Below are 22,245 nucleotides of genomic sequence, written 5' to 3'. Positions count from 1 at the left end.
CTATCCTTTAGTTAGCTCTCATTGAGGCTAGTTTATTTATCGCTTCTTGGTTTAAATCACTCATATGAGTTGTCATAACTTTTTGATACATATCTACCATTCTTTGGGTCTCTATTAGACTTACCATCTCTTTTACTGGATTTACATTTGAGATTTGTGCGTAACCTTGAGCTATAGAGCCACTTGTAGCATTATCTACCACATCTTCTAAGCTATCTATTTTATATAGATTATCCCCTTCTTTTTGTAAATTTCTAAGCTCTCTAGGCTGGGCTACATATAATCTTCCTACTGGATCTTGATTTGAGTAGATATTACCATTACTATCAATTGTCATTGGAGTATTTTGCGGAATAATTATCCCCCTTGTGAGCGGTGGCTGGGCTTCATAATTTGTCGGCAAAACCCTATACCCCTCTTTAGTAACCAAATACCCTTCATTATCTAAATTCAAAGAGCCATTTTTAGTAAGTCTTACACCAGCTGGAGTATCTACTAATAAAAATAGATCATTTTTACCAATTGCTATATCAAGAGGATTATTAGTATGATTTAATCCGCCTACGCTAAAATCTGTATAAACTTCATTAATATGAGGCACTCTATTTAAAGTGCGATTTAAGAATTTAGCAGAATCTTTAGTGTGATTTTCTAGTGGCAATATATCCTTAGTCTCTTTAAAAATTCTTTCAAAATCAGCTATTACCACATCATCTTTTTTATACCCACTGGTATTGACATTAGCAAGATTATTAGTAATAATATCCAAGCGGTTAAACTGCGTTACCATCGCACCAGTTGCTTGGTAATATCCGTTTTGCATAGTAGCTCCTAATAAAAATGATTTTAGGCAAATAAGCAAGTTGCGTTCCATAATAAAATTTGAGTATAAAAAACATATTATTTTCATAAACATTAAGCTATAAAAAATTAATTTTAATGTATAATCACAACTTCATTTAAACCAAAATTAAGGCTTATAAATTTGACCAAGATATTTAATGAGAAATTTTTTAAATTCATCTTTATAGTTACCATAATCATAATTGGCTTATGGCTTACTTTTCCAACTGAGCTAACCCAAGCACAAAAACTAGCCTACAAAAATGCCTATTTTACCACAATTATGCTGACTTTTGGCGGGATTAGCATAGGTATAATTCTAGGCTTTATTTTAGCATTTTTAAAATTTTTAGATATTAAAATTTTATCATTTATCATCGATGAATACATAGATATTATCCGTGGCACACCTGTGTTATTACAACTTATGATATTTGCTTTTGTTATTCTTGCTACACTTAGTGATAATTTTTACGCAGCAGTTATCGCACTTGGATTAAATAGCTCTGCTTATGTCGCAGAGATAGTTCGTAGCGGTATTAATAGCGTAGATCGTGGTCAAATGGAAGCAGCTCGTGCAATGGGGCTTAGCTATAGTGTATCAATGAGATTAATCATATTTCCACAAGCTATTAAAAATATCCTTCCAGCCCTTGCTAATGAATTTATAAGCCTATTTAAAGAGACTTCCGTAGTGGGGCTTATAGGTATTTTCGATCTAACAATGCAAAGCAAAAGCCTACAAGCTACACTATTTACTCCAGAGCCGATTTTGTTTGCTGGGGTGATATATTATGCTAATGTTAAGATATTTTCTGTTATAGCAAAATTATTAGAAAATAGGTTAAATAAAGATGATTAAGGTAGTAAATTTAACAAAAAATTATGGCGATTTATCTGTATTAAATGGCATAAATACCCAAATTCACAAAGGCGAAGTAGTAGCTATAATAGGTCCAAGCGGCGGGGGAAAAAGCACATTCTTACGCTGTTTAAATAGATTAGAAGAGCCAAGTAGTGGAGAGATATTTATAAATGGCAAAAATATCTTAGATAAAAAAGTAGATATAAATAAGGTAAGACAAAAAGTTAGTATGGTCTTTCAGCATTTTAATCTCTTTGCTAATAAAACCGTAATGCAAAATTTAACCCTAGCACCAATCCAAACAAAGCTATGCAGTGAGTCTGAAGCTAAAGATATAGCCTTAACTTTACTAAAAAAAGTTGGATTAGAGTCCAAAGCAGATGTCTATCCGCACAAGCTAAGTGGCGGTCAAAAGCAAAGAATAGCCATAGCTAGAAGTCTAGCCTTAAAGCCTGAAATAATACTATTTGATGAGCCTACAAGTGCCTTAGATCCAGAGATGATAGGCGAAGTTTTATCCATTATGAAAGAGGTGGCAAGTGAGGGTTTGACTATGGTTGTAGTAACTCACGAGATGGGATTTGCAAGAAATGTAGCAAATAGAATATTTTTTATGGATAAGGGGGTTATAGCAGTAGATGGCTCCCCTAAATCCATCTTTGCAGATACTTCGCACCCAAGACTAAATGAATTTTTAAATAAGGTTTTAAACCATTAAAAGGAGCTTAAATGAAACTATTTTTCAAACTATTTTTCGGTGTTGCTACACTAGCTACTTTGGCTCTTAGCCAAACGATAAAAGTCGGCACAAACGCCACATATCCGCCATTTGAATTTATAGATAAGCAAAATCAAATAACTGGGTTTGATATTGATTTAATAAGTGAAATATCTAAGATTGCTGGGTTTAAATTTGAGATTGTAAATATCTCTTTTGATGCTTTAATTCCAGCTTTAAAAGCCGGTAAAATCGACATTATAGCTTCAGCTATGAGTGCTACTCCTATAAGAGCTAAGGCTGTTGATTTTAGCAAACCATACTATAATACTATGAATTTATTTATAAAAAGAGCTGATAATAAAGATTTAACCAAGCTTGAGCAATTAGAAGGCAAAAAAATATCAGTGCAACTTGGCACCGTTCAAGAGTTAGCCGCTAGAGAGATTAAATCAGCTAAAGTTATGGCTATTGATGAAATTTTTGGTGCGGTTATGGCTGTGAAAAACTCAAAAGCCGATGCCTTAATAGTAGATAGCTCTATAGGCTATGGGTATTTAAAGCAAAATCCAGATTTAGCTGAATTTTTAATCCTTCCAGATGGTAGCGATGGATTTAGCTTTGCTTTTGATAAAAATAAAAATAAAGAGCTTCAAGCTAAGGTAGATAGCGCCATAGATGAGCTAAAGAGAAATGGCACCTATGATAAACTTTTAATCAAATATGATCTAAAATAAGGGAGTTAAATGAGAAATTTATTTAAGATATTTGTGGCTATATTTTGTCTATGTCTAGCCTTAAATGCTAAGGAGATTATCATCGGTTCTGATGCTGAATATCCGCCATTTGATTATATAGATGAAAATGGCAAAATCGCTGGATTTGATATTGATTTAATCGATGAAATATCTAAAGTTGCTGGATTTGAGTATAAATTTATAAAAATTGGCTTTGATGCCTTAATTCCAGCTTTAAAAGCCGGTAAAATCGATATGATTGCTGCTTCTATGAGTGCTACTAATGAGCGTAAAAAATCTGTTGATTTTAGTGATCCATATTTTTTTACTAAAAATTTATATTTAAAACTTGCAAATAATGATAAAATCGTATCAAAAGAGCAGTTAAACAATCTTAAAATTGGCGTGATGCTTGGCACAGTTCAAGAGAGCGTAGCACATTCAATAAAAGGAGCTAGAGTTATTCCAACTGAAGGCATTGCTGGTTCTATTATGAATTTAAAAGCCAAAAAAGTAGATGTAGTAATCGTAGATAGCTCTGTTGGGTTTGGGTATCTAAATAAAAATAGAGATATTGTAAATTTCTTAGAAGAGTCAGATGGTAGTGATGGATTTAGCTTTGCTTTTAATAAGGGTAAAAATAGCGAATTTTTAAATAAATTTAATGCAGCCTTAAAAGAGATCAAAGATAATGGCACTTATGATAAACTACTTGTTAAATATGATCTTAAATGAATCAAATTTACGCATTAACTGATCAAAATTTCACCCCAAATAATACTTTAAAAGCTCAAATTAATGAGCTTTTAAATAGTGGAGTTAAGATAATTCAATATAGAAATAAAAGCCAAAATCATGATATATCACTTCTAAAAGAGATAGCAAAAATTTGTAAAAGTTATAATAGTAAATTTATAATAAATGATGATGTAAATCTAGCCAAAATAGTTCAAGCTAGTGGCGTTCATATCGGCAAAGATGATGAGAGCCTAAAAAGAGCTAGGGATATTTTAGGGTATGAAGCATTTATAGGAGTTAGTTGTTATAGCAATTTAAACCTAGCTAGGAATGCTATTAAAAATGGTGCTGATTATATCGCATTTGGCTCGCTATTTCCTAGTAGCTCTAAGCCAAACGCACCGCTATGTCCGCTTAATATAATCAAAGAAGCTAGATTAAAATTTAAAGAAAAAATCGCCGTAATAGGTGGAATTAATAGCTCAAATTTAAATTTAATAAAAGATATTGGCGTTGATTACATAGCTATCATATCTGCACTATACACAGGTGGACCTATAAAAGATAATATAGATAAATTAAATAGAGCATTAAAGGGATAAAATGGATATAATCTCAGCGATAATCTTAGGCATTGTAGAGGGGCTTACTGAGTTTTTGCCAGTTAGCTCAACTGGGCATATGATCCTTACTTCACACTTTTTAGGACTTAAGCAAAATGAAATTTTAAAATGCTTTGAGGTTGTCATTCAGCTTGGTAGTATTTTGGCTGTTGTGTGGGCTTTTAAAGAGCGTCTTACAAGTGATATTTTACTATGGATCAAGCTAATTATCGGATTTATCCCAACTGCGATTATAGGTTTTTTGGCCTATAAATACATTAAAGAGCTATTTGACCCAAATACAGTAGCATATATGCTTATCATTGGCGGTATTGTTTTTATCATTGTTGAGCTATTTCAAAAACGCCCTAGCTATACTCCAAGCACCACGCATATTCACAATATCAGCCACAAACAAGCCTTTATAATCGGTCTTAGTCAGTGCTTAGCTATGATTCCTGGCACCTCTAGAAGTGGCTCTACTATTATTACTGGGTTGCTTTGCGGGCTTAGCCGTGAAGTGGCAGCTAGATTTAGCTTCTTACTTGCAATTCCTACAATGATAGCAGCTACAATATATGATAGCTATAAAAATAGAGAGATTTTCGCTACTAATTTAGATCAAATTTGGATATTTTTACTTGGTGGGGCTGTAGCGTTTATAGTTGCTCTTGTGGTTATTAAGCTATTTTTGCGTTTTGTGGCACACTTTAGCTATATTAGCTTTGGGATTTACCGCATAATTTTAGGATTAGCGTTTTTGTTATTTGGCTCATATCTTGTTTAAAGATTTAGCTAATTCTACGCAATCTTTTATGCTTTGCGATTTAGAGATTATAGGGTCGCAATAGTCCTTTAGCTCCTTAGCTGTAGCTTTGCCTATAGCTACTGCTTTGTAGCTATGATCCCAGCCAAAATTTTGGATAAACGCACGCACATTCATAGGGCTTGTAAAAATTAAAATTGAGTTTAATTGTGGTTTTTCATAGCTATTATTTTTTAAAATTATATTTTCATAGCCATCAATTACGCTTATATCAATGCCGTTTTGACGAAAGTATATATCTAAATTTGAAATTGTCTCTTTAGCTTTGATAAATATTACTCTCTTGCTAACTAATTTTTCTAAAATTTCAGCACCAAACTCACTTCCATGCGAATTCTTAGCCTCATAAATTTGCCTAAATCCAAACTCCTTACAAGCTAAAGCCGTAGCCTTGCCAATAGCAAAAACCAAAATATCAGCTAAGGTTATAGAGTTAAATTTAAGCGAATTAATAGCGTTTTTGCTAGTAACTATAAGAGCGTCAAATTCACTTAAATCAAGATTAAATTTATTAAACTCAATCCTACAAAGCGAAATTTGCTCCACGCTCTCATCATCAAAAGCTGTATTTGAGAGTAGATATATCATATTTCAATCTAGAAAATCCACCCTACTCCCACTCAATTGTCGCTGGTGGCTTAGAGCTGATATCATAAACTACACGGTTAATTCCGCTTACTTCGTTTATTATACGGCGGCTACAATTTTCTAATAAATCATATGGGAGCCTTGAAAAGCTAGCCGTCATACCATCGCTCGCATCAACTACACGGATACAAACAGCATTCTCATATGTCCTATTATCCCCCATTACGCCTACTGAATTTACATTTAAAAGCACGCAAAATGCTTGCCAAGTCTTATCATACCAGCCACTACTTTTTAACTCTTCTCGTAAAATTACATCAGCTTTTCTAAGTAGCTCAAGGCTAGGCTCATTTACCTCCCCCATTATGCGTATAGCAAGTCCTGGCCCAGGAAATGGATGGCGAAATACCACATCACGACTAAGCCCAAGCTCAAGCCCAAGTGCTCTAACCTCATCTTTAAAAATCTCTCTTAATGGCTCAATAAGCTCAAATTTCATCCATTCAGGAAGTCCGCCTACATTGTGATGGCTCTTAATGGTTTTAGACGCACCAGCTACGCTACTCTCGATTATATCAGTATATAGAGTTCCTTGAGCTAGATATTTTACATTAGCGTGTTTTTTAGCTTCAGAGTCAAAAACCTCTATAAATGTCTCACCAATAATTTTGCGTTTTTTCTCTGGATCCCTTACCCCTTTTAAACGGCTCAAAAATAGCTCACTAGCATCAATGCTGATTAAATTTACACCAAGTTTAAGCTTAAACATCTCTTCAACTTGCTTAGCCTCATTAGTTCGTAGTAAGCCATTATCTACAAATACCACTATCAAATTCTCAGGCACTGCAGCTGCTAAAAGTGCAGCAACAACAGAGCTATCTACCCCGCCACTTACAGCACATAAAACCTTATCATCGCCTACTTTTTCTCTAATGGCGGCAATTTGAGTTTTAGCAAAACTTCCCATATTCCAAGTGCTATCGCACCCGCAAATCTTAGCAAAGTTTTTAAGCATTACACTACCAAATTCGCTATGAGCCACCTCTGGATGAAACTGCATAGCATAAATTTTACGCTCAAAATCACCAAATACGCAAAATTCGCTATTTTGGCTCTTTGCTATCACTTCAAAGCCCTTTGGAAGTTCATTTACCTTATCAGAGTGGCTCATCCATACAACGCTATTATTTACCACACCACTCATAAACTCGCACTCTTTTATAATCTCTATATTTGCCTTACCATACTCTTTGTGATTGGCTGGAGCGACATTGGCGCCATTTTTATGAGCGATTAACTGCATACCATAGCATATCCCAAGGATAGGAAGTCCAAGAGAAAATACCCCATCATCACAAAAATAAGCATTCTCATCATACACACTTGCTGGACCACCACTTAGAATTATCCCTTTTGGGTTTTTTGCTCTTATGGTCTCAATACTAGCATTAAAGGGCATAAGCTCGGTATAAACGCCTTGCTCTCTAAGTCTTCTAGCAATTAATTGGGTATATTGTGAGCCAAAATCTAGCACCAAAATATCAGCATTTTTCATAATTTATCCTAAAATTAAATTTACGCAAGTCTATCTAAATTTGGCTTATTAATTAATTAGCCTTAATCTCTTGTTTAAAATCTGTATAGAATGGATCTGCCTTATATCCACATCCTGCTAAAAAAATTAAGCAAAAAACGGCTATAATTGCCATATGCAAAGTTTTGAGATTATTAACCATATTATAAACGATCCTAAATATAAAAAATTAAAAGCCGCAAAAGAGACAAGAGATATATTAAAATTGCTCGGCGTTGCCAAAAATAGGCTTATTAAATTCACATACCAAAAAGATGGAAATTTATTTATCGCTGTGGTGCATCCACTTGCCAAATTTGAGCTAAATCACGATAGTATCAAATTTCAGATAAAAAACCTATTAAACACATATATTCATAATGCTCCTAGCACCGCCCTAACCCCTGTAAATAGCGTAGTAGTTTTCATCACAAAACCAAAAAATTTCCAAGAAATACCCAAAGAGCAAAAGCCAATTTTCATAGAGCGAAGTGATGGAAAATTTCAAAATAACGCCAAAGATAGAGATATTTACGAACTTTTTGAAAGATTAAGAGAGTCTATAAATGCTAATAGATGAGCTAAAATCGCTACCAAATAGCCCAGGAATTTATCAATATTTTGATAAAAATGCAAAGCTTTTATATGTTGGCAAAGCTAAGAATTTAAAAAACCGAGTAAAAAGCTATTTTAACGCTGATGCTACGCCAAATTCAAATCTTAGCCCACGCATAGCAAAGATGATAAGCCAAGCTGTGCATATAGAGTGGATCACTACTCAAAGCGAACAAGATGCGTTGATACTAGAAAATTCATTTATCAAGCAACTTCACCCAAAATATAATATCTTATTAAGAGATGATAAAACCTACCCATATATATGCTTAGATTTAAATAGCGATTTTCCTAGATTTGAGATAACTAGAAAGGTGTTAAAAGGCTCTAATATCAAATATTTTGGCCCATTTTTTAGGGGTGCTAACGAGATTTTAGAAGCTTTGTATTTGGAGTTTAAACTAGTCCAAAAAAGATCGTGCCTAAAAGAGAAAAAGGGGTGCTTATTTCATCAAATTAACCGCTGCTACGCTCCTTGTCTTGGGCTAATTGATAAAAATGATTACGCTAAAATCGTAAATGAAGCTATAAAAAAGATTAAAAATCCAGAGCTTTTAATACCAAATTTAGAAAAAACAATGCTAAATTTAGCCCAAAATGAGAACTATGAAGAGGCTGCTAAGATAAGAGATCAGATCAAAACCATTAACGATACAAGCGTAAAAATCCAAATCGATCTAGCTAAATTAGAGGATTTTGAGGTCATTAGCGTCAATGTAAATTCTGGCTTTGTTTGTGGTGTTAGATTTAGCATTAGAGATGGTAGAGTTTGCTTTTGTACTCACAGCATTAAACCAGCTCAAGATATGATAGAATCGGATTTAGAAGCGTTATACTCAACTATGATTTTAGATGCTTTTACAATAGATCAGCCTGTAGGTGCGACTAAAATTTACACATACGCAAAGCTTGAAGATGAGAAGATTTTAACTGATATATTAAATTTACGCCATAATAAAAAATTTCAAATCACTCAGCCAAAAATCGCAGAGAAAAAAGAGCTAGTAGATATCGCCTACCAAAATGCTCTTGAGTTTATAAAAAAACATATCAAAACAAATGATTACACTCTAGCAAGGGAAATTCAAGATCTATTTGAGTTAAATAATCTACCATTAAAAATTGAGATTTTTGATAACTCTCATCTATTTGGCTCAGCTCCAGTTGGCGCTATGGTCGTGTGGGAAAATGGGGAATTTAATAAAGCAAAATATCGCCATATGCACCTTCAAGATATAAATGATTATGACCAAATGTCAAAGCTCTTAACCCATAGAGCCAAAAGCTTTGATAAAGCCCCAGCTCCTGATTTATGGATTATAGATGGTGGCGATGCCTTGCTAAATTTAGCCAATCAAATAATCAAAAGTAGTGGAGCAAATGTCGATATAATCGCAATATCTAAAGAAAAAATTGACGCTAAAGCAAATAGAGCAAAAGGCAGGGCAAGTGATAAAATTTACACAAATATAGGCAAATTTAGCCTTAATCCAAATGATACAAAACTGCAATTTATCCAGCGTTTGCGAGATGAGGCGCATAGATTTGCCATTAGTTTTCACCAAAAAAGTAGGCAAAAAATTGATATACAAAGTAGTCAATTAGCCACTCTTGGTATATCAAAAGGATCAATAATCAAGCTTATTAACTACTTTGGTAGCTTTGAAAATATCCAAAATGCTAGCTTTGATGAGATAAAAAAAGTAACCAATAAAAGCGTAGCCCAAAAGATAACAAAAAGCTAAATTTAGCCATTAAATCAAGAGCTAAAACTCTTGAGTATATTCGTATCCAGCGTCTTTTAAGGCTTTTTGAACTCTATCTTGGTGCTCCTTGCCTTTAGTCTCTAAAGTGATGGTTATCTTAGCATCGCCATAGCTTAATTTGGTTGAAAATCTATCATAATCAATCTTAACGATATTTGCCCCAGCAATCCTTAAGACATCTCCAAGTGCCATTAAAGCACCTGGCTTATCGATCAAAGTAACATTAATTATCATCTTTCTATAGCTCTTTAAAAGGCCTTTTTCTATAATCACGCTTAGAGTTTGTACATCTATATTGCCACCGCTTAAGATAGCACCGATCTTAGAGCCCTTTTTAAACTCAAATTTACTCTCCAAAATGGCTGCTACCGATACCGCACCAGCTCCTTCAACCATAATTTTTTGCTGCTCTAAAAGATATAAAATCGCATTTGCGATCTCCTCATCATCTACTTGTACCATCTCATCTACGCTTTCTAAAATATGAGCTAGAGTAATCTTACTAGCATCTCTAACAGCAATTCCATCAGCAATGGTGCGGACACTTTTAGAATTGTGTTGGCACCTATCTTTAAAGCTCTCAAACATAGCTGGAGCCCCCTTAGCACTAACGCCAATAATCTTAATATTTGGATTAATCTGCTTAGCACAACTTGCCACACCGCTAATAAGCCCACCACCGCCAACTGGCACAACTATATAATCAAGATCGCTAACCTCATCTAGCATCTCTAGAGCGATTGTTCCTTGACCGGCTTGGACTAGCTCATCATCAAATGGATGGATAAAGCTCATATTATTCTCTTTAGCATACTCTAAGGCATACGCATAAGCCTCATCAAAATTATCCCCCTTTAAAATCACTTCAGCACCAAGAGCTTTAGTCCCAGCGACCTTTGATAGCGGTGCTGCTTCTGGCATGATAATTGTGGATTTAACACCAAAGTGCTTTGCGCTGATTGCGACCCCTTGAGCGTGATTACCAGCACTTGCTGCTACGACTCCACACTTTTTAGCATCTTCATCTAAATTTGCAATTTTATTAAAAGCACCCCTGACCTTATAAGCCCCAGTTATTTGTAAATTCTCTTTTTTAAGATAAATTTGCGCATCTGCTATCTTGCTTAATTTAGGAGCAAATCCAAAAGGAGTTTTAGCCACAAATCCATCGATATTACGCTTAGCTTGGATAATTTTATTTAAACTTATCATTTCTTAATCCTTTTATGCTCTATCATTATACAAGCATCTTGAACGAAATTTAACCCCGCATTTTGCGCAATCTGCTTAGCCTCATCATTTATAATCCCTAATTGTAGCCATAGATTTTTCACGCCTAATTTCACTGCTTCTTTGGCTAATTCAGTGGCAAACTCAGCCTTTCTAAACATAACTATAGTATCTATATTTTGATTAATCTGGCTTAGGCTTTGATAGGTTTGGCGTCCATTTATCTCTACGCTTTTTGGATATATGGCAAATACATTAAAACCTTGCTCTATTAAGTAGTTACCAACATGATTACTAGCCTTACTTGGATCTGGACTAAAGCCTACAACGGCTATATTTTTCATTGAATTTAAAATATTTTGCATTATTTTTCTTTTTTGTGATTTTTAGGTTTAGATTTTAACGAAATTTTGCTAAGTTTAAATTTAAATTACCCAAAAGCTTTGGTAATAAGCTTTTGGTAGTGTGATTATTTATTTAATAATTCTTTTTACATCAATTTCATTGGCAAAAACGCCATTGCCATCGACTTCACCATATATTGTGACAACTTCATCAGGACCTACGCTAAGCCCATACCAATCCTCATCATCAATCTCTATAATAATAGTATCTTTGCCATCGCTAAATTTATACTTTTCATGTCCGACTTGAGCTATGATTTTGCCTTTTATCTCAACCAAAGTATCATCCCAAGCACGAAGAGCTTCTTTGACTGTTGTAACTCCGCTTTTTGGACCTAAAAATCCACCTTGATTAATCGGTGCTTGACCACCTGTAAAGCCTGCTGCGTTAGCACTAATTGCTAAAGCTAAAATCGCTATCAAACTAATTTTTTTCATTTTACTTCCTTTAATAATTAATATGGCGTAATTTTATACCATATTTGTTAAGCAAGTGTGAAATTTAAAAGTATATTTTAATAAATATATAAAAATTTTGTCTAAAGTTATAGCTTTTTATCTTTACAAAAGCAAAGATAGCCAAAAACTAATCAAACTAAATTCCCCCATAATAACTTATATTTTATTGCTTTTTTATAAAATACCTTAATTTTAACAAAATTTTCACCGAAACAAACTAGAGATAAAAAGCGTAGAAATCATAAAAATCGGGTATATTATCACATTAAAACGAAAAATTAATTTAAATAAAAACTCTCTAATTTTTTTAAATTTTTTTAACTCTTCATCAGTGTAATTAGAATAATCACCATTAGCAAAGCTAAATCTCAAAGCCAATTTTGGTATCTTATACAAAAAAGGAAATTTATCACCAATTCCTAAAAAATTATCCTTAAATGGCTTAGCGTATGGGTCTGGAAATAACCTATTAACAATAGCAAATGGTAAGAAAAATAGACAAATCAAGCCAAATATAGTAAGTATAAGCAATAAAGATATAAAAGCTCCAATTGTAAATAAACCAATAATACCAGCAAACATATTAATCTCCTTAAAAATATATTATTTTAATGAAAAATTATAAAAATATTCGCCCAAGCAAAAGCACTTAAACCAAGAATAAAAGTAAGAATTGGATAAGAAAAACAAAAAACAAAAATCCTAAAAGCTAAATCCGATTTAAAACTATAATCAGCTCTTTTTTTAAAATAAAAAAATATCATCAAAATAGATGAAAACAAAATAATCAATAGTAGTAATAGCGCAAAAATAAGAAACAAACCACTTAAAAAATCTACCAAAATCCCCATTTAACTGCCCATATCTAAATATCTACTAAATTAATATTATAATATATCGCTAAGCTTATTAAATAAATTTAACGCAAAATCATCAAATTTAGCCCCTTTTAAGTGGCGTTTGCAAAATTCCACAATAACCCCATGATAGCGGCAAAATAGCTCATTATCGCTTATATCGCCAATTGCTTTATAAACCTCATCTCTATCAATGCTCTCTAACCACTCTTTAGCCTCTTCATAACTCTCAAACTCATACCCAAGGGCTCTTAAAATCCGATTAGTATAGCTATCAACGACCATCTCATCACGCCCACAAGCAAAGCATAAAATAGAATAAACACTCTCTAGCCCCAAGCCCTTTTGAGCTATTAGCCAATCAAAGCTAACCCTACTAGCAAACTCATCAAAGCTATCAAATTTAGTTACAATATTATTACAAAGTAGATTTAATCTCTTAGCCTTAGTGTTGTAAAATCCACTTGGCTTAATAAGCTCACTTAATATCTCAATATCTAAATTTGCTATATCATTTAGAGTTTTAACGCCATAATTTTTTAGATTATTTAAGGATTTTTCTACGCTAGACCACTTGCTATTTTGGGTTAAAATAACACCCACTACAACCCAAAAAGTCCCATAATCAGGCCACCAATGCCTATTTAGATTAAAATCAAACTCACAAACCTTATCAAGTGCTAAAAATAGCTCAACGCTTCTCAATATACTCCTTTGTCATTTGCCAAAACTGCTTAGCATTTCTAGGGCTTCTTACACCTTTGCTAGCTGCGTATGCTAGGGCTTCATTTTTTATCCTATCTTTATTGATATTGCTACTTTCAAAAAATTTACTCACAATATCGATATATTCATCGATCCCTAACTCATAAAAGCTAATATGAAGTCCAAATCTATCAGCAAGGCTTAAATTCTCCCTGCTATTTTCCTTCTCAATGATATAATTATCGCTATTTGGTTTGCTTTTTACAAGGTGTTTTAAATTGGTCGTAGCGTAAAATATTACATTTGATGGGGTCGCTTGAATAGAGCCTTCAAGAAGATTTTTTAACTCAGATAATGAGCTATCTGTATTTTCAAATCCAAAATCATCGCAAAAAATAATAAATTTATACCTCTTTTTATCTCTAATTTTATCTAAAATTTTATGAAGATACTTAAGCTCTTTAGTGCTTATCTCTATAAGCCTTAAATTCATATCCATAAATTTACAAAATACAGCCCTTACAAGGCTAGATTTACCACAACCCCTCTCGCCCCATAAAAGCACATGATTTACAACATCATCATTGATAAATTTTAGCGTATTATTTACAAGCTTCTCTTTTTGCTCTTTAAGTCCTATTAAATCATCTAAATTTGTATAGGCAAGCTCACTTACGGCCTTTAATTTTCCATCTCTTACGATAGCTGCTTTGGTCTTTTTCCACTTTATTTTCACTAAAATACCCCTATTGTTTTAGATGTATAATCCACGCTCATAGCTGTGTATGGGTTTTTTAATTGCTTGTTTAGATAGTTTGTTGATTGCGAATTTTGGGTATTTTGATCGGCTTTTGCTTCTTGGGTTTGATTTTTTTGAATTTCTATCTTAGCATCAATCTCCATACTTGTGGCCGTAGCTGCTACTTGTAAATCAGCCGCACTAGGCTGAGCTGGTGCTAGGGCGGCTCTTTTGATTTGTCCTGCTTTTTTCAATGTCTCTTCTGGCGTATTGCCTGGAGATGTGTCTATACCAACTTCACCGCCTATAGCATACATTTTATTATCTGGTCCCCTTTGGTAGCTATAGGTAGCACCAGTTGTAAGCCCAGCTCCAGCTGACATATGCGCTGCTTCGTGAGTTCTAACTTCCAAATCACGCTTTTGCAACTGGGTAATTTGCATCTTTTGCTCTTTTGTTAGCTCATATTTACTAGCTTGATCTTGTGAATTTTGCGTATTGCTATCGCTACTTTGCTTCTCTTGCGAAACCTCTTTTTCTATAGTATAAAGTGGCTGATGGTAAGATAGCCCAGAAATAGTCATCTATTTTTCCTTAAATAGCGTAAAATTTCAGCTAAGACATCATCATCATCTTTGCTTGGCGATTTTAAAGCAACTTTTGTTCCATCGATTTTGGTTAAAGTGATATTTTGCTCATAGCTACTAACGCTCTTAAATCCTTGCTGTGCTGACATAATCTTTATAACTATAATATCTAAAAACTGCTTAGTATAAATATCAAGCTTGCCAAATCTATCTTCAATCTCCCCACCAATTTCATATACTTCACTTGCTTGATTACACTTACTAAGACGCCTATAAAGCTCTAGTCTTAATCTATCTTCGCTAATTAGCTCACTATTTAAAAAGGCATTTACACTAAGTTTAATATCTACTTGAGACTCCTTTTTATCATTTTTATTTAAAAGCGAATTTATCTCATCTTCTAGCATTTTAAGATATAAAGAGTAGCCAATGGCCTCTATATGACCGCTTTGCGCTTCTCCAATTAAATTTCCGCCACCCCTAATCTCTAAATCATGATAAGCAAGCAAAGCACCACTACCAAGGAATGAATTTGACTCTAGTGCCACAAGACGCTTAAGCGATTCATCGCTTAGCTCATCTTTATTTTCTACTAAGAAATAGCAATACCCCTGCTTAGAGCCTCTGCCTACTCTACCACGGAGCTGATGTAAATCCGCAATACCAAATTTATTTGCTTCATCAATTATAATTGTATTTGCATTTGGGATATGAATTCCACTCTCAACAATACTAGTACAAAGCAATAAATCATACTCGCCATTAGCAAATTTAATCATCTCATCTTCGCTAGTTTTCGCATCAATCTTGCTATGAAGAGTAAGAATCTTTAAATTTGGCACTATATCTTTGATCTCACGCTCAATGCTTGGCATATCAGCAATTTTATTATGCAAGTAAAATATCTGCCCAGCACGGCGTAGCTCACGCATAATCGCCTCTTTAATCAAGCTTCTATCCCACTGCTTAACAAAGGTGCGAACATCTAATCTATCAAGTGGCGGCGTGGTGAGTGTGGCATAGCTTTTAATGGAGCTAAGAGCCATATTTAAGCTTCTTGGAATTGGTGTAGCTGACATAGATAATAGGTGGGAGTGATCGCTAAATTCTTTTAATTTCTCTTTTTGCTTTACCCCAAATTTATGCTCTTCATCTATAATGATTAGACCCAAATTTGCACTTTGCACGCTCAAAAGTGCGTGTGTCCCAATAACCACAAGTGGCTTAGAGTCCTTTAAATCAGCTAATAACCTAGCCTTATCTTTAGCCGTGCTAAATCTATCAAGTCGCCTAACATCAATATCAAATTTACTCAATCTATCGCTTAAGCTTTTATAGTGCTGAGCACAAAGCAAGGTAGTAGGCACAAAAAATAGAGCTTGAAATCCACTTTTAACACAAGCAAATATCGCATTCATAGCTACTTCAGTCTTGCCAAAGCCCACATCGCCACTTAAGAGCATATCCATAACCTTGCCACTTCTTAAATGATTTAAAATAGAGCTTATAGCTACACTTTGATCTTGGGTGTATTCAAATCCAGCTTGTGCTTGAAAACTAGCAAATTCAGCACTATCAATATCGATTTTGACACCCTCTATCAGCTCCCTTTTAGCTGCTAGTGAGATAATCTTACTAGCGATGATAAATAGCTTCTCTTTGACTTTTTGCTTAAGCTTTGTAAAACTCGCTTTACCAAGCTTATCTAAATTTACCACCGCACCACTTCCAGCAATATACCTATCTATCATATCAAGGTGCTCTGTAGGAAGGAGCAATCTATCATCATTTTGATAGGTTAATACCACAAATTCCTTGCTATTGCCAAGCACACAAATCAGCTCAAGACCAGCAAATTTACCAATGCCATACTCACTATGAACTACAAAATCTCCGATTTTTAATTCATCTAAAACAATGCTAGTTTTCTGTCTTTTCTTACGAGAAGTAAGGCGGTTTAGGCTGATTATAAGCTCATCTTTGCTTATTAAATTTAATATTAAATCGCTTTTAATAAAGCTTAAATTTGGATTTATATCTAACCCCAAAGCCCTAAATGCACTCTCATTAGAGCTTAAAATCTCTATCTTTTTATCCTTATGAAATGCTATAAGATCACTATTAATGCTACCTTCAAAGGCTCTATATATTTTTGATTTTGGTAAGGTATCAATGCTACTAAGTTTGCTTATATCCATATCACAATCATCGTAGTCAATCTCACAATCCTTAATAGCTTTAAACTGCTCTAAGTAATCTATAAATCCATCAATGACCCAAAAACCAAATGAATTTAGATCATTTACCAAATTATTTGATTTGATATCTTGTAAGCTATCTAAAGTGCTCTTAAACTCACTATCACTAAGTGCTGCTACATATGGAGTAATCGTAATGCTCTCTTCATTGCTAATGCTCTTTTGGGTAGCGGGGTCAAATCTGCGAATACTCTCTACTATATCAATATCTAGTGTAATTCTACAAGGCTGCTCATCTCCAACGCTAAAAATATCGATTATATCGCCACTAACCCTTATCTCGCCCCTACTTTCTACAATATCAACAAATGTATATCCATACCCTAGCATCTCATCTTTAAAGCTATTTAAGTCGATGGTATCAGCGAAATTTATCTTTTTTACCTTTAGCTGATTTGCGTTTGGGAGTTTATTTAGGATTGTTCTAAATGGGGAGATTATAAGTTTATTTGGATTTGTGCTTAGATGAAATTCGCTCAAAGCCTTGCTAATATCTAAAAGCTCACTATTAAAAGTTCTTAAATCATCGCCGTTTTTAGCTCTAAAATCAGGAAGGATAAAGCACTCACGCCCAGCATAACTAGCTGCAGCGTAAGCTTTGAGCGCATCTTTATCATCGCCTACAATTAAAATTTGAAACTGATCTTTATGGGTTTTAAAAAACTCATATACCCTTGATTGCACCACTTTCCTCTGTGTCAATTATCTCTAAATTTTCTAAAGATCTCATAGAGTCTGAGGCTTTGAGCGAATTTTTACCATCAAATCTACCGCCAGTTTCTATACTTAAGCTACCTGAGCATATATCGCCTAGCACAAATCCACCGCTTAAAATCTCAACTGAATCAGAATCGATATTACCCTCAAAAACGCCATTTATCACAACTTTAGAAGCTGTGATAATCCCAGTAACTTTACCATTTTTACCAATTACAACTGTGTTGCTAGATTTAATCATACCATCTACATGCCCTTCTATGTATAAAACCGAACTGCAAGCCAACTCCCCTTTTATATAAGCACCTTCTGATATTATGGTTGTTTCAGAGTTAAATTTGCCACTGCCTTTACTAAAGACTGCCATGATACTCTCTTCTCCTTTTGAAATATTTCTTCGTAATTTTTTCTATTCCAATTAATAAAATTTGCTGGATCTAGTGGTCTTTGCACAAACCTAATCTCATAGTGTAAATGCGGGCCTGTGCTTATACCAGTATTACCACTATAGCCTATTAAATCTCCTTTTTTAACAAACTGCCCCTCTTTGACAACATCTTTCCTTGATAGATGGGCAAATCTAGTCTTAAAGCCAAAATTATGCTCTAAAACCACCAAATATCCATATCCGCTAACTATATTAAACCCAGCTACTTGCACCACTCCATCAGCGGGCGCATATACTGGAGTTCCAATTGGCGCTCTAAGATCAATACCTTGATGTAAGTGTCTATGACCTAAAACTGGGTGAATTCTCCAGCCAAACTCAGCCGTTACACCACCATCTTCCATCACTTTACCATTTGGAATCATCGAAAATAGTATATTTTGCTGCTCTACTGTAAGCTTAATATTTTCTAATCTATCATCTATTGTAGTGCTATTTGCCTCATCATTTAGCCCTATTTGCTCTTCTAAAAGAGAAATTTTATCCTCGATTGCTATTAGCTCCTCTTCTTTAGTGGAGAGCTTTTGCTTCATCTTTTCATACTCTAAATTTAAACTCTCGCTACTGCTTATTAGCTCCTCTTTGGTCTGCCTAAGAGCATTTGTCTCATCTTGTAAATAGCCCATATATAAAGCCCCAAAGACAAAAATCAATAATAAAATAGCAAAAATATATATAAAAATTTTCTTTAATACCTGACTTAATAGATAGTTTCTAGAGCCATTAACATCAGTTATGGTAACTACAATCTTATCTTTCAATCTCTTCCTTAATAAAATTTTCTACTAACATAAACGATCCAAAGAGCAAATAACGCTCTTTTTCATCAAGATTTTTAAACTCAAAGCACTTAATTTTAAGCTCTTTTGAAAGCTCAATAATCCTATCTACTGCTAATTTTCTATTTTGACTTGGATAATTATAAACCAAAATTGTATCAATAAAAGGCTTTAAGCTTGATAAAACTCCAAAAATATCTTTATCATCAAAGGCATTATATATCAAATTTACCCTATCCCAGCCTATATCTTGTAGATATTTTGCTACGGCTTTAGCTGCGTGGGGGTTATGGCCGACATCTACTATTAGATTATTCTTTATCCTTTGGCATCTGCCAATTAAGCTTAATTTATCTAAATTTAAAATTATATTATCCAAATTCTCTACACCCAAAATGTGAGCCGCATTTGCCGCTAAGCTTAGATTCATCTTTAAAAACTCAGGCAAATTAAATCTTTTAGCATACTCATCAATGCTACTTTGAAATATATCGCTTTGGAATATTAAATTTGTATTTTTACTCTTAGCAATCTCTTTAGCTATATCTTTACAGGCAAATTCGCTACTAACCAAAGCCACCCCTCCCATCGCATTAAGCTTGGTTGTAGCAATCTTACTAAGAGTATCCCCAAGTATATCAGTATGATCTAAGCCAATTGGCGTAAAAATGCTAAGGATTTTATCAAAGGCGTTAGTAGCGTCATACTCACCACCCATTCCAGCCTCCATAATAAGATAATCATACCCATCAAATAGCACTCCAGCCATCAAGGTTGCCCACTCAAAATAGCTTAAACTCTCTATCATCTGATTTGCGTTATCAAAGGAGTTAAAAATATCTAAAAGCTTAATATGAGCTAAATTTAATCTATCTTTATCAATGACTTCACAACTACTATAAAATCTCTCACTAAAATCAAATATATGCGGACTACTATAATGCGCTACTTTTTTACCACTAGAAGAGAGAATTTGAGTAAAAAATCTGCCAGTACTACCCTTGCCATTAGTGCCTAATATATGGATAATTGGTGGCGTATTTAGCTTAATTTGTTTAAAAATCCTAGGAAATCTCTCATAATCAATCTCTTTATAATAAATAGGCTTTGAGCTTAGGAATTTCTCATAATCCATCAAATCGCTTTTATGCAATTTAACCCCTCGCTTCTGGCTGATTTTAATCTCAAATTTGCCCTTTGTATCATATCAGTTTGGTTATTTACACTAGATCTAATGGCAATTCCACAGCTAGCACCTACTATGATATGCTCATTTTTATATCTAAATTTATACCCTGAAATATCATTTAACATCATTTGGGCTAAATTCACACAACCATTTGTATCCAAATTTGCTACTAATATCACAAACTCATCTGTATTTGTCCTAGCGATAAATTCGCCATTTAAACAGCGATTTTGTATAATTTTAGCCATTGTAGATAAGATAGCATCTTTAGCATTTGCCCCATATTTAGCACTAGTATCATCTAAGCCATTAATCCCAATAATCATAATAGCATAATCCACGCCATATTTTAAATTAGCCTCTTCAATGCTAGCTAGCTCCATCTCAAAGCTACTTTTATTATTTAACCCTGTTATCTCATCTTTTTGGATATTAGCCCTAGCTATCATCTCTTCAAGCTCTTTTACTCGCTCTTTTAGATTATTTATAACCTTACTATCATCGCTTAATTTTGAGCTCATCGCTTTTATCTTACTACGAAGGGTATTTGATGTATTTTGCAATTTTAGCTTTATAGTATTATAATCATCAATTGAAGTGATACTATCAATATCAAAAATAGCACTATCAACCATACTGCCATTATCTAAAAGCGTCGTGGCAAAATCTTGAATTTGAGTATTTAAGCTATTTAATATCTCATCTAAAATAGCAATTTTATGCTTTATCTCATTTTGGTCAAGCCTAACTCTTTTTAAGATACATCTCTTAATATCATCTTCCATAGCTGGACTACTAAGCAAGGCTGGATCTTGCCTTAAATGCTCGCTAACTGCGGCTAGATCATCATCGGCACCTGGGGCTATAGATGGGACTAAAGCCGCTATAAGTAGATCGCAAATTTTAGAATATTGTAAATCTTGCTCTTTAGAATTATCTTTAAATTTCTCTATTTTAGAGATTATGCTCTCTATATCATCGCTCTGTTTTATCCCATATTTTTCTAATCTTTTTATATAGTTATCATCAAAATGTGAAACAAAATCAAACCAACGATCTCTAATCAAATTTAAACTATCTACGCTTATTATGCCATCTAGCATAGAGATGCTTGAATTTGCTAAATCCTTAGCTTTGGTATTATGTAATAAATTTATAGCGTGTAAAATTCGCTTTAAAAGCATCATTTGAGCTAGGCTAATCTTAGTAATATCAGTTGGATTAGCACGATTTAGTCTAGAGCTAATGAAAACAAAAAGCTCATCAATATTCCTTACATTCATCTTTTTTAGCTCATTTTGATAGCTTTGATCTAGCTTGGATATATAATTTTCTAGCTTCTTACACTCCATCGCACTAAGACCCCTTCTAGCTGCTGCAGCACAAAAAAGAGTGTGATAATTATCAGGAGTTAGGGTGATTTTCTTTTGACTTGCTTCTTGAAATACATCTTTTATAACATCAGATATTAGACTTGCCATCTAAAAGACCTTGCATAGCTAACTTGCTTATAAATTCATCAAAGCTTTGAAGTGAGGCATTTGTAATAGCGTCAAATCTCTCACTATCGCTAATAACACTATCTGTAAATCGCTTATCATCAATCCTTCTTGTTACACGAAAATCATAATCCCCACTAGCTAAAATACTCTTAATATTGCCATTTTTTTGCTTTAATCTATACTCCATAATCAAATTTGCTTTATATGCAGTAGCATAGCCAAATTGGTCATATGAAATAGCGGTAAATGTCAGCGATTTTATAGATGCGATAATTATACTCTCAGCTAGATCTTTTGATACTAAATCAGTCCCAAGGCGTCTTAACATGGCAGATTTTATACCATCTTTTATATTTACTGAGCTCTCTGGGTCAATCTTGCTAATAATCACATCAATCCAAACACTACCACCCAAAACATCTCTAGCAGCCACGCTAGATGGCTTATATCCACAACCCACAATCAAAAAAGCTAGCAATAAAATGGCAAATAGTCTCACT

Annotated in this window: 24 protein-coding genes; 8 read left to right on the top strand and 16 right to left on the bottom strand. The window is 33.9% G+C overall.

Annotation, left to right across the window (positions count from 1 at the left end):
• Positions 1-7: 7 nt before the first annotated feature.
• The gene (locus tag CSUIS_RS03305; protein WP_086297085.1) at positions 8-823 is read right to left on the bottom strand and encodes a flagellar hook-basal body protein; all 816 of its coding nucleotides are present in this window, start codon (positions 821-823) and stop codon (positions 8-10) included.
• 171 nt (positions 824-994) lie between these two features.
• Between CSUIS_RS03305 and CSUIS_RS03300 the strand changes: the two genes are divergently transcribed.
• Genes CSUIS_RS03300 through CSUIS_RS03275 form a run of 6 tightly spaced genes read left to right on the top strand, consistent with a single transcriptional unit; the run spans position 995 to position 5,290 of the window.
• Positions 995-1,705, top strand: a complete 711-nt coding sequence (locus CSUIS_RS03300) for an amino acid ABC transporter permease (protein WP_180379395.1) — start codon at positions 995-997, stop codon at positions 1,703-1,705.
• Positions 1,698-2,426, top strand: coding sequence for an amino acid ABC transporter ATP-binding protein (locus tag CSUIS_RS03295; RefSeq protein ID WP_086236875.1), 729 nt, complete (start codon positions 1,698-1,700; stop codon positions 2,424-2,426). The genes CSUIS_RS03300 and CSUIS_RS03295 overlap by 8 nt, the downstream gene beginning before the upstream one ends.
• A gap of 11 nt (positions 2,427-2,437) precedes the next feature.
• On the top strand, positions 2,438-3,163 hold the full coding sequence (locus tag CSUIS_RS03290; protein WP_086297084.1) for a basic amino acid ABC transporter substrate-binding protein: 726 nt from the start codon (positions 2,438-2,440) through the stop codon (positions 3,161-3,163).
• A gap of 9 nt (positions 3,164-3,172) precedes the next feature.
• Positions 3,173-3,898, top strand: a complete 726-nt coding sequence (locus CSUIS_RS03285; protein ID WP_086297083.1) for a transporter substrate-binding domain-containing protein — start codon at positions 3,173-3,175, stop codon at positions 3,896-3,898.
• On the top strand, positions 3,895-4,503 hold the full coding sequence (gene thiE, locus CSUIS_RS03280; RefSeq protein WP_086297082.1) for a thiamine phosphate synthase: 609 nt from the start codon (positions 3,895-3,897) through the stop codon (positions 4,501-4,503). The genes CSUIS_RS03285 and thiE overlap by 4 nt, the downstream gene beginning before the upstream one ends.
• Before the next feature lies 1 nt (position 4,504).
• Positions 4,505-5,290: an undecaprenyl-diphosphate phosphatase gene (locus CSUIS_RS03275; protein ID WP_086297080.1), complete on the top strand. Its 786-nt coding sequence runs from the start codon at positions 4,505-4,507 to the stop codon at positions 5,288-5,290.
• Here the strand turns inward: CSUIS_RS03275 and CSUIS_RS03270 are convergent.
• Both CSUIS_RS03270 and guaA read right to left on the bottom strand, forming a co-directional pair.
• Entirely contained in the window at positions 5,276-5,917 is a 642-nt protein-coding gene (locus tag CSUIS_RS03270) for a uroporphyrinogen-III synthase (RefSeq protein WP_086297079.1), read from the bottom strand. The genes CSUIS_RS03275 and CSUIS_RS03270 overlap by 15 nt on opposite strands.
• 22 nt (positions 5,918-5,939) lie before the next feature.
• Entirely contained in the window at positions 5,940-7,472 is a 1,533-nt protein-coding gene (gene guaA, locus CSUIS_RS03265; protein ID WP_086236881.1) for a glutamine-hydrolyzing GMP synthase, read from the bottom strand.
• A 154-nt stretch (positions 7,473-7,626) separates the two neighbouring features.
• On the opposite strand from guaA, the gene CSUIS_RS03260 reads away from it, so the two are divergent.
• Positions 7,627-8,070, top strand: a complete 444-nt coding sequence (locus CSUIS_RS03260) for a hypothetical protein (protein ID WP_086293598.1) — start codon at positions 7,627-7,629, stop codon at positions 8,068-8,070.
• Positions 8,057-9,850, top strand: a complete 1,794-nt coding sequence (uvrC, locus tag CSUIS_RS03255) for an excinuclease ABC subunit UvrC (RefSeq protein ID WP_086297078.1) — start codon at positions 8,057-8,059, stop codon at positions 9,848-9,850. Before CSUIS_RS03260 ends, uvrC begins: the two co-directional genes overlap by 14 nt.
• Positions 9,851-9,871: 21 nt before the next feature.
• Here the strand turns inward: uvrC and ilvA are convergent, their stop codons facing one another.
• From ilvA to lptE, 13 genes are all read right to left on the bottom strand, one after another.
• Positions 9,872-11,083 carry a threonine ammonia-lyase gene (ilvA, locus tag CSUIS_RS03250; protein ID WP_086236884.1) on the bottom strand — a complete coding sequence of 404 codons (1,212 nt, stop codon included), beginning with the start codon at positions 11,081-11,083 and terminating at the stop codon, positions 9,872-9,874.
• Entirely contained in the window at positions 11,080-11,466 is a 387-nt protein-coding gene (locus CSUIS_RS03245) for a CoA-binding protein (RefSeq protein WP_086236885.1), read from the bottom strand. The genes ilvA and CSUIS_RS03245 overlap by 4 nt, the downstream gene beginning before the upstream one ends.
• A gap of 108 nt (positions 11,467-11,574) precedes the next feature.
• The gene (locus CSUIS_RS03240; protein WP_086236886.1) at positions 11,575-11,943 is read right to left on the bottom strand and encodes a YgiW/YdeI family stress tolerance OB fold protein; all 369 of its coding nucleotides are present in this window, start codon (positions 11,941-11,943) and stop codon (positions 11,575-11,577) included.
• 225 nt (positions 11,944-12,168) lie between these two features.
• Positions 12,169-12,546 (bottom strand): hypothetical protein, encoded by a 378-nt coding sequence (locus tag CSUIS_RS03235; protein ID WP_086242512.1) that lies wholly within the window; start codon positions 12,544-12,546, stop codon positions 12,169-12,171.
• 305 nt (positions 12,547-12,851) lie between these two features.
• Positions 12,852-13,526, bottom strand: coding sequence for a 3-methyladenine DNA glycosylase (locus tag CSUIS_RS03225; protein ID WP_086297076.1), 675 nt, complete (start codon positions 13,524-13,526; stop codon positions 12,852-12,854).
• On the bottom strand, positions 13,513-14,262 hold the full coding sequence (locus tag CSUIS_RS03220; RefSeq protein WP_086293602.1) for a DUF815 domain-containing protein: 750 nt from the start codon (positions 14,260-14,262) through the stop codon (positions 13,513-13,515). The genes CSUIS_RS03225 and CSUIS_RS03220 overlap by 14 nt, the downstream gene beginning before the upstream one ends.
• Positions 14,262-14,849 carry a putative metalloprotease CJM1_0395 family protein gene (locus CSUIS_RS03215; protein ID WP_086297075.1) on the bottom strand — a complete coding sequence of 196 codons (588 nt, stop codon included), beginning with the start codon at positions 14,847-14,849 and terminating at the stop codon, positions 14,262-14,264. Before CSUIS_RS03215 ends, CSUIS_RS03220 begins: the two co-directional genes overlap by 1 nt.
• Positions 14,846-17,794 (bottom strand): transcription-repair coupling factor, encoded by a 2,949-nt coding sequence (gene mfd / locus CSUIS_RS03210; RefSeq protein WP_086297074.1) that lies wholly within the window; start codon positions 17,792-17,794, stop codon positions 14,846-14,848. Before mfd ends, CSUIS_RS03215 begins: the two co-directional genes overlap by 4 nt.
• Positions 17,775-18,194 (bottom strand): bactofilin family protein, encoded by a 420-nt coding sequence (locus CSUIS_RS03205; protein WP_086297073.1) that lies wholly within the window; start codon positions 18,192-18,194, stop codon positions 17,775-17,777. Before CSUIS_RS03205 ends, mfd begins: the two co-directional genes overlap by 20 nt.
• The gene (locus CSUIS_RS03200) at positions 18,143-19,036 is read right to left on the bottom strand and encodes a M23 family metallopeptidase (RefSeq protein ID WP_086236894.1); all 894 of its coding nucleotides are present in this window, start codon (positions 19,034-19,036) and stop codon (positions 18,143-18,145) included. The genes CSUIS_RS03205 and CSUIS_RS03200 overlap by 52 nt, the downstream gene beginning before the upstream one ends.
• On the bottom strand, positions 19,026-20,189 hold the full coding sequence (locus CSUIS_RS03195; RefSeq protein ID WP_086297072.1) for a Mur ligase family protein: 1,164 nt from the start codon (positions 20,187-20,189) through the stop codon (positions 19,026-19,028). The genes CSUIS_RS03200 and CSUIS_RS03195 overlap by 11 nt, the downstream gene beginning before the upstream one ends.
• A complete protein-coding gene (locus CSUIS_RS03190; protein WP_086297071.1) occupies positions 20,189-21,724 on the bottom strand; it encodes a diguanylate cyclase domain-containing protein in 1,536 nt (511 codons plus the stop codon). Before CSUIS_RS03190 ends, CSUIS_RS03195 begins: the two co-directional genes overlap by 1 nt.
• The gene (gene lptE, locus CSUIS_RS03185; protein WP_086297070.1) at positions 21,705-22,244 is read right to left on the bottom strand and encodes an LPS assembly lipoprotein LptE; all 540 of its coding nucleotides are present in this window, start codon (positions 22,242-22,244) and stop codon (positions 21,705-21,707) included. Before lptE ends, CSUIS_RS03190 begins: the two co-directional genes overlap by 20 nt.
• Position 22,245: the final 1 nt, after the last annotated feature.

The organism is Campylobacter porcelli, assembly GCF_002139855.1.
GTDB classification, from domain to species: domain Bacteria; phylum Campylobacterota; class Campylobacteria; order Campylobacterales; family Campylobacteraceae; genus Campylobacter; species Campylobacter porcelli.
Note: the sequence above shows the minus strand (reverse complement) of the source record. Positions and strands in the feature narration are given on the sequence as shown.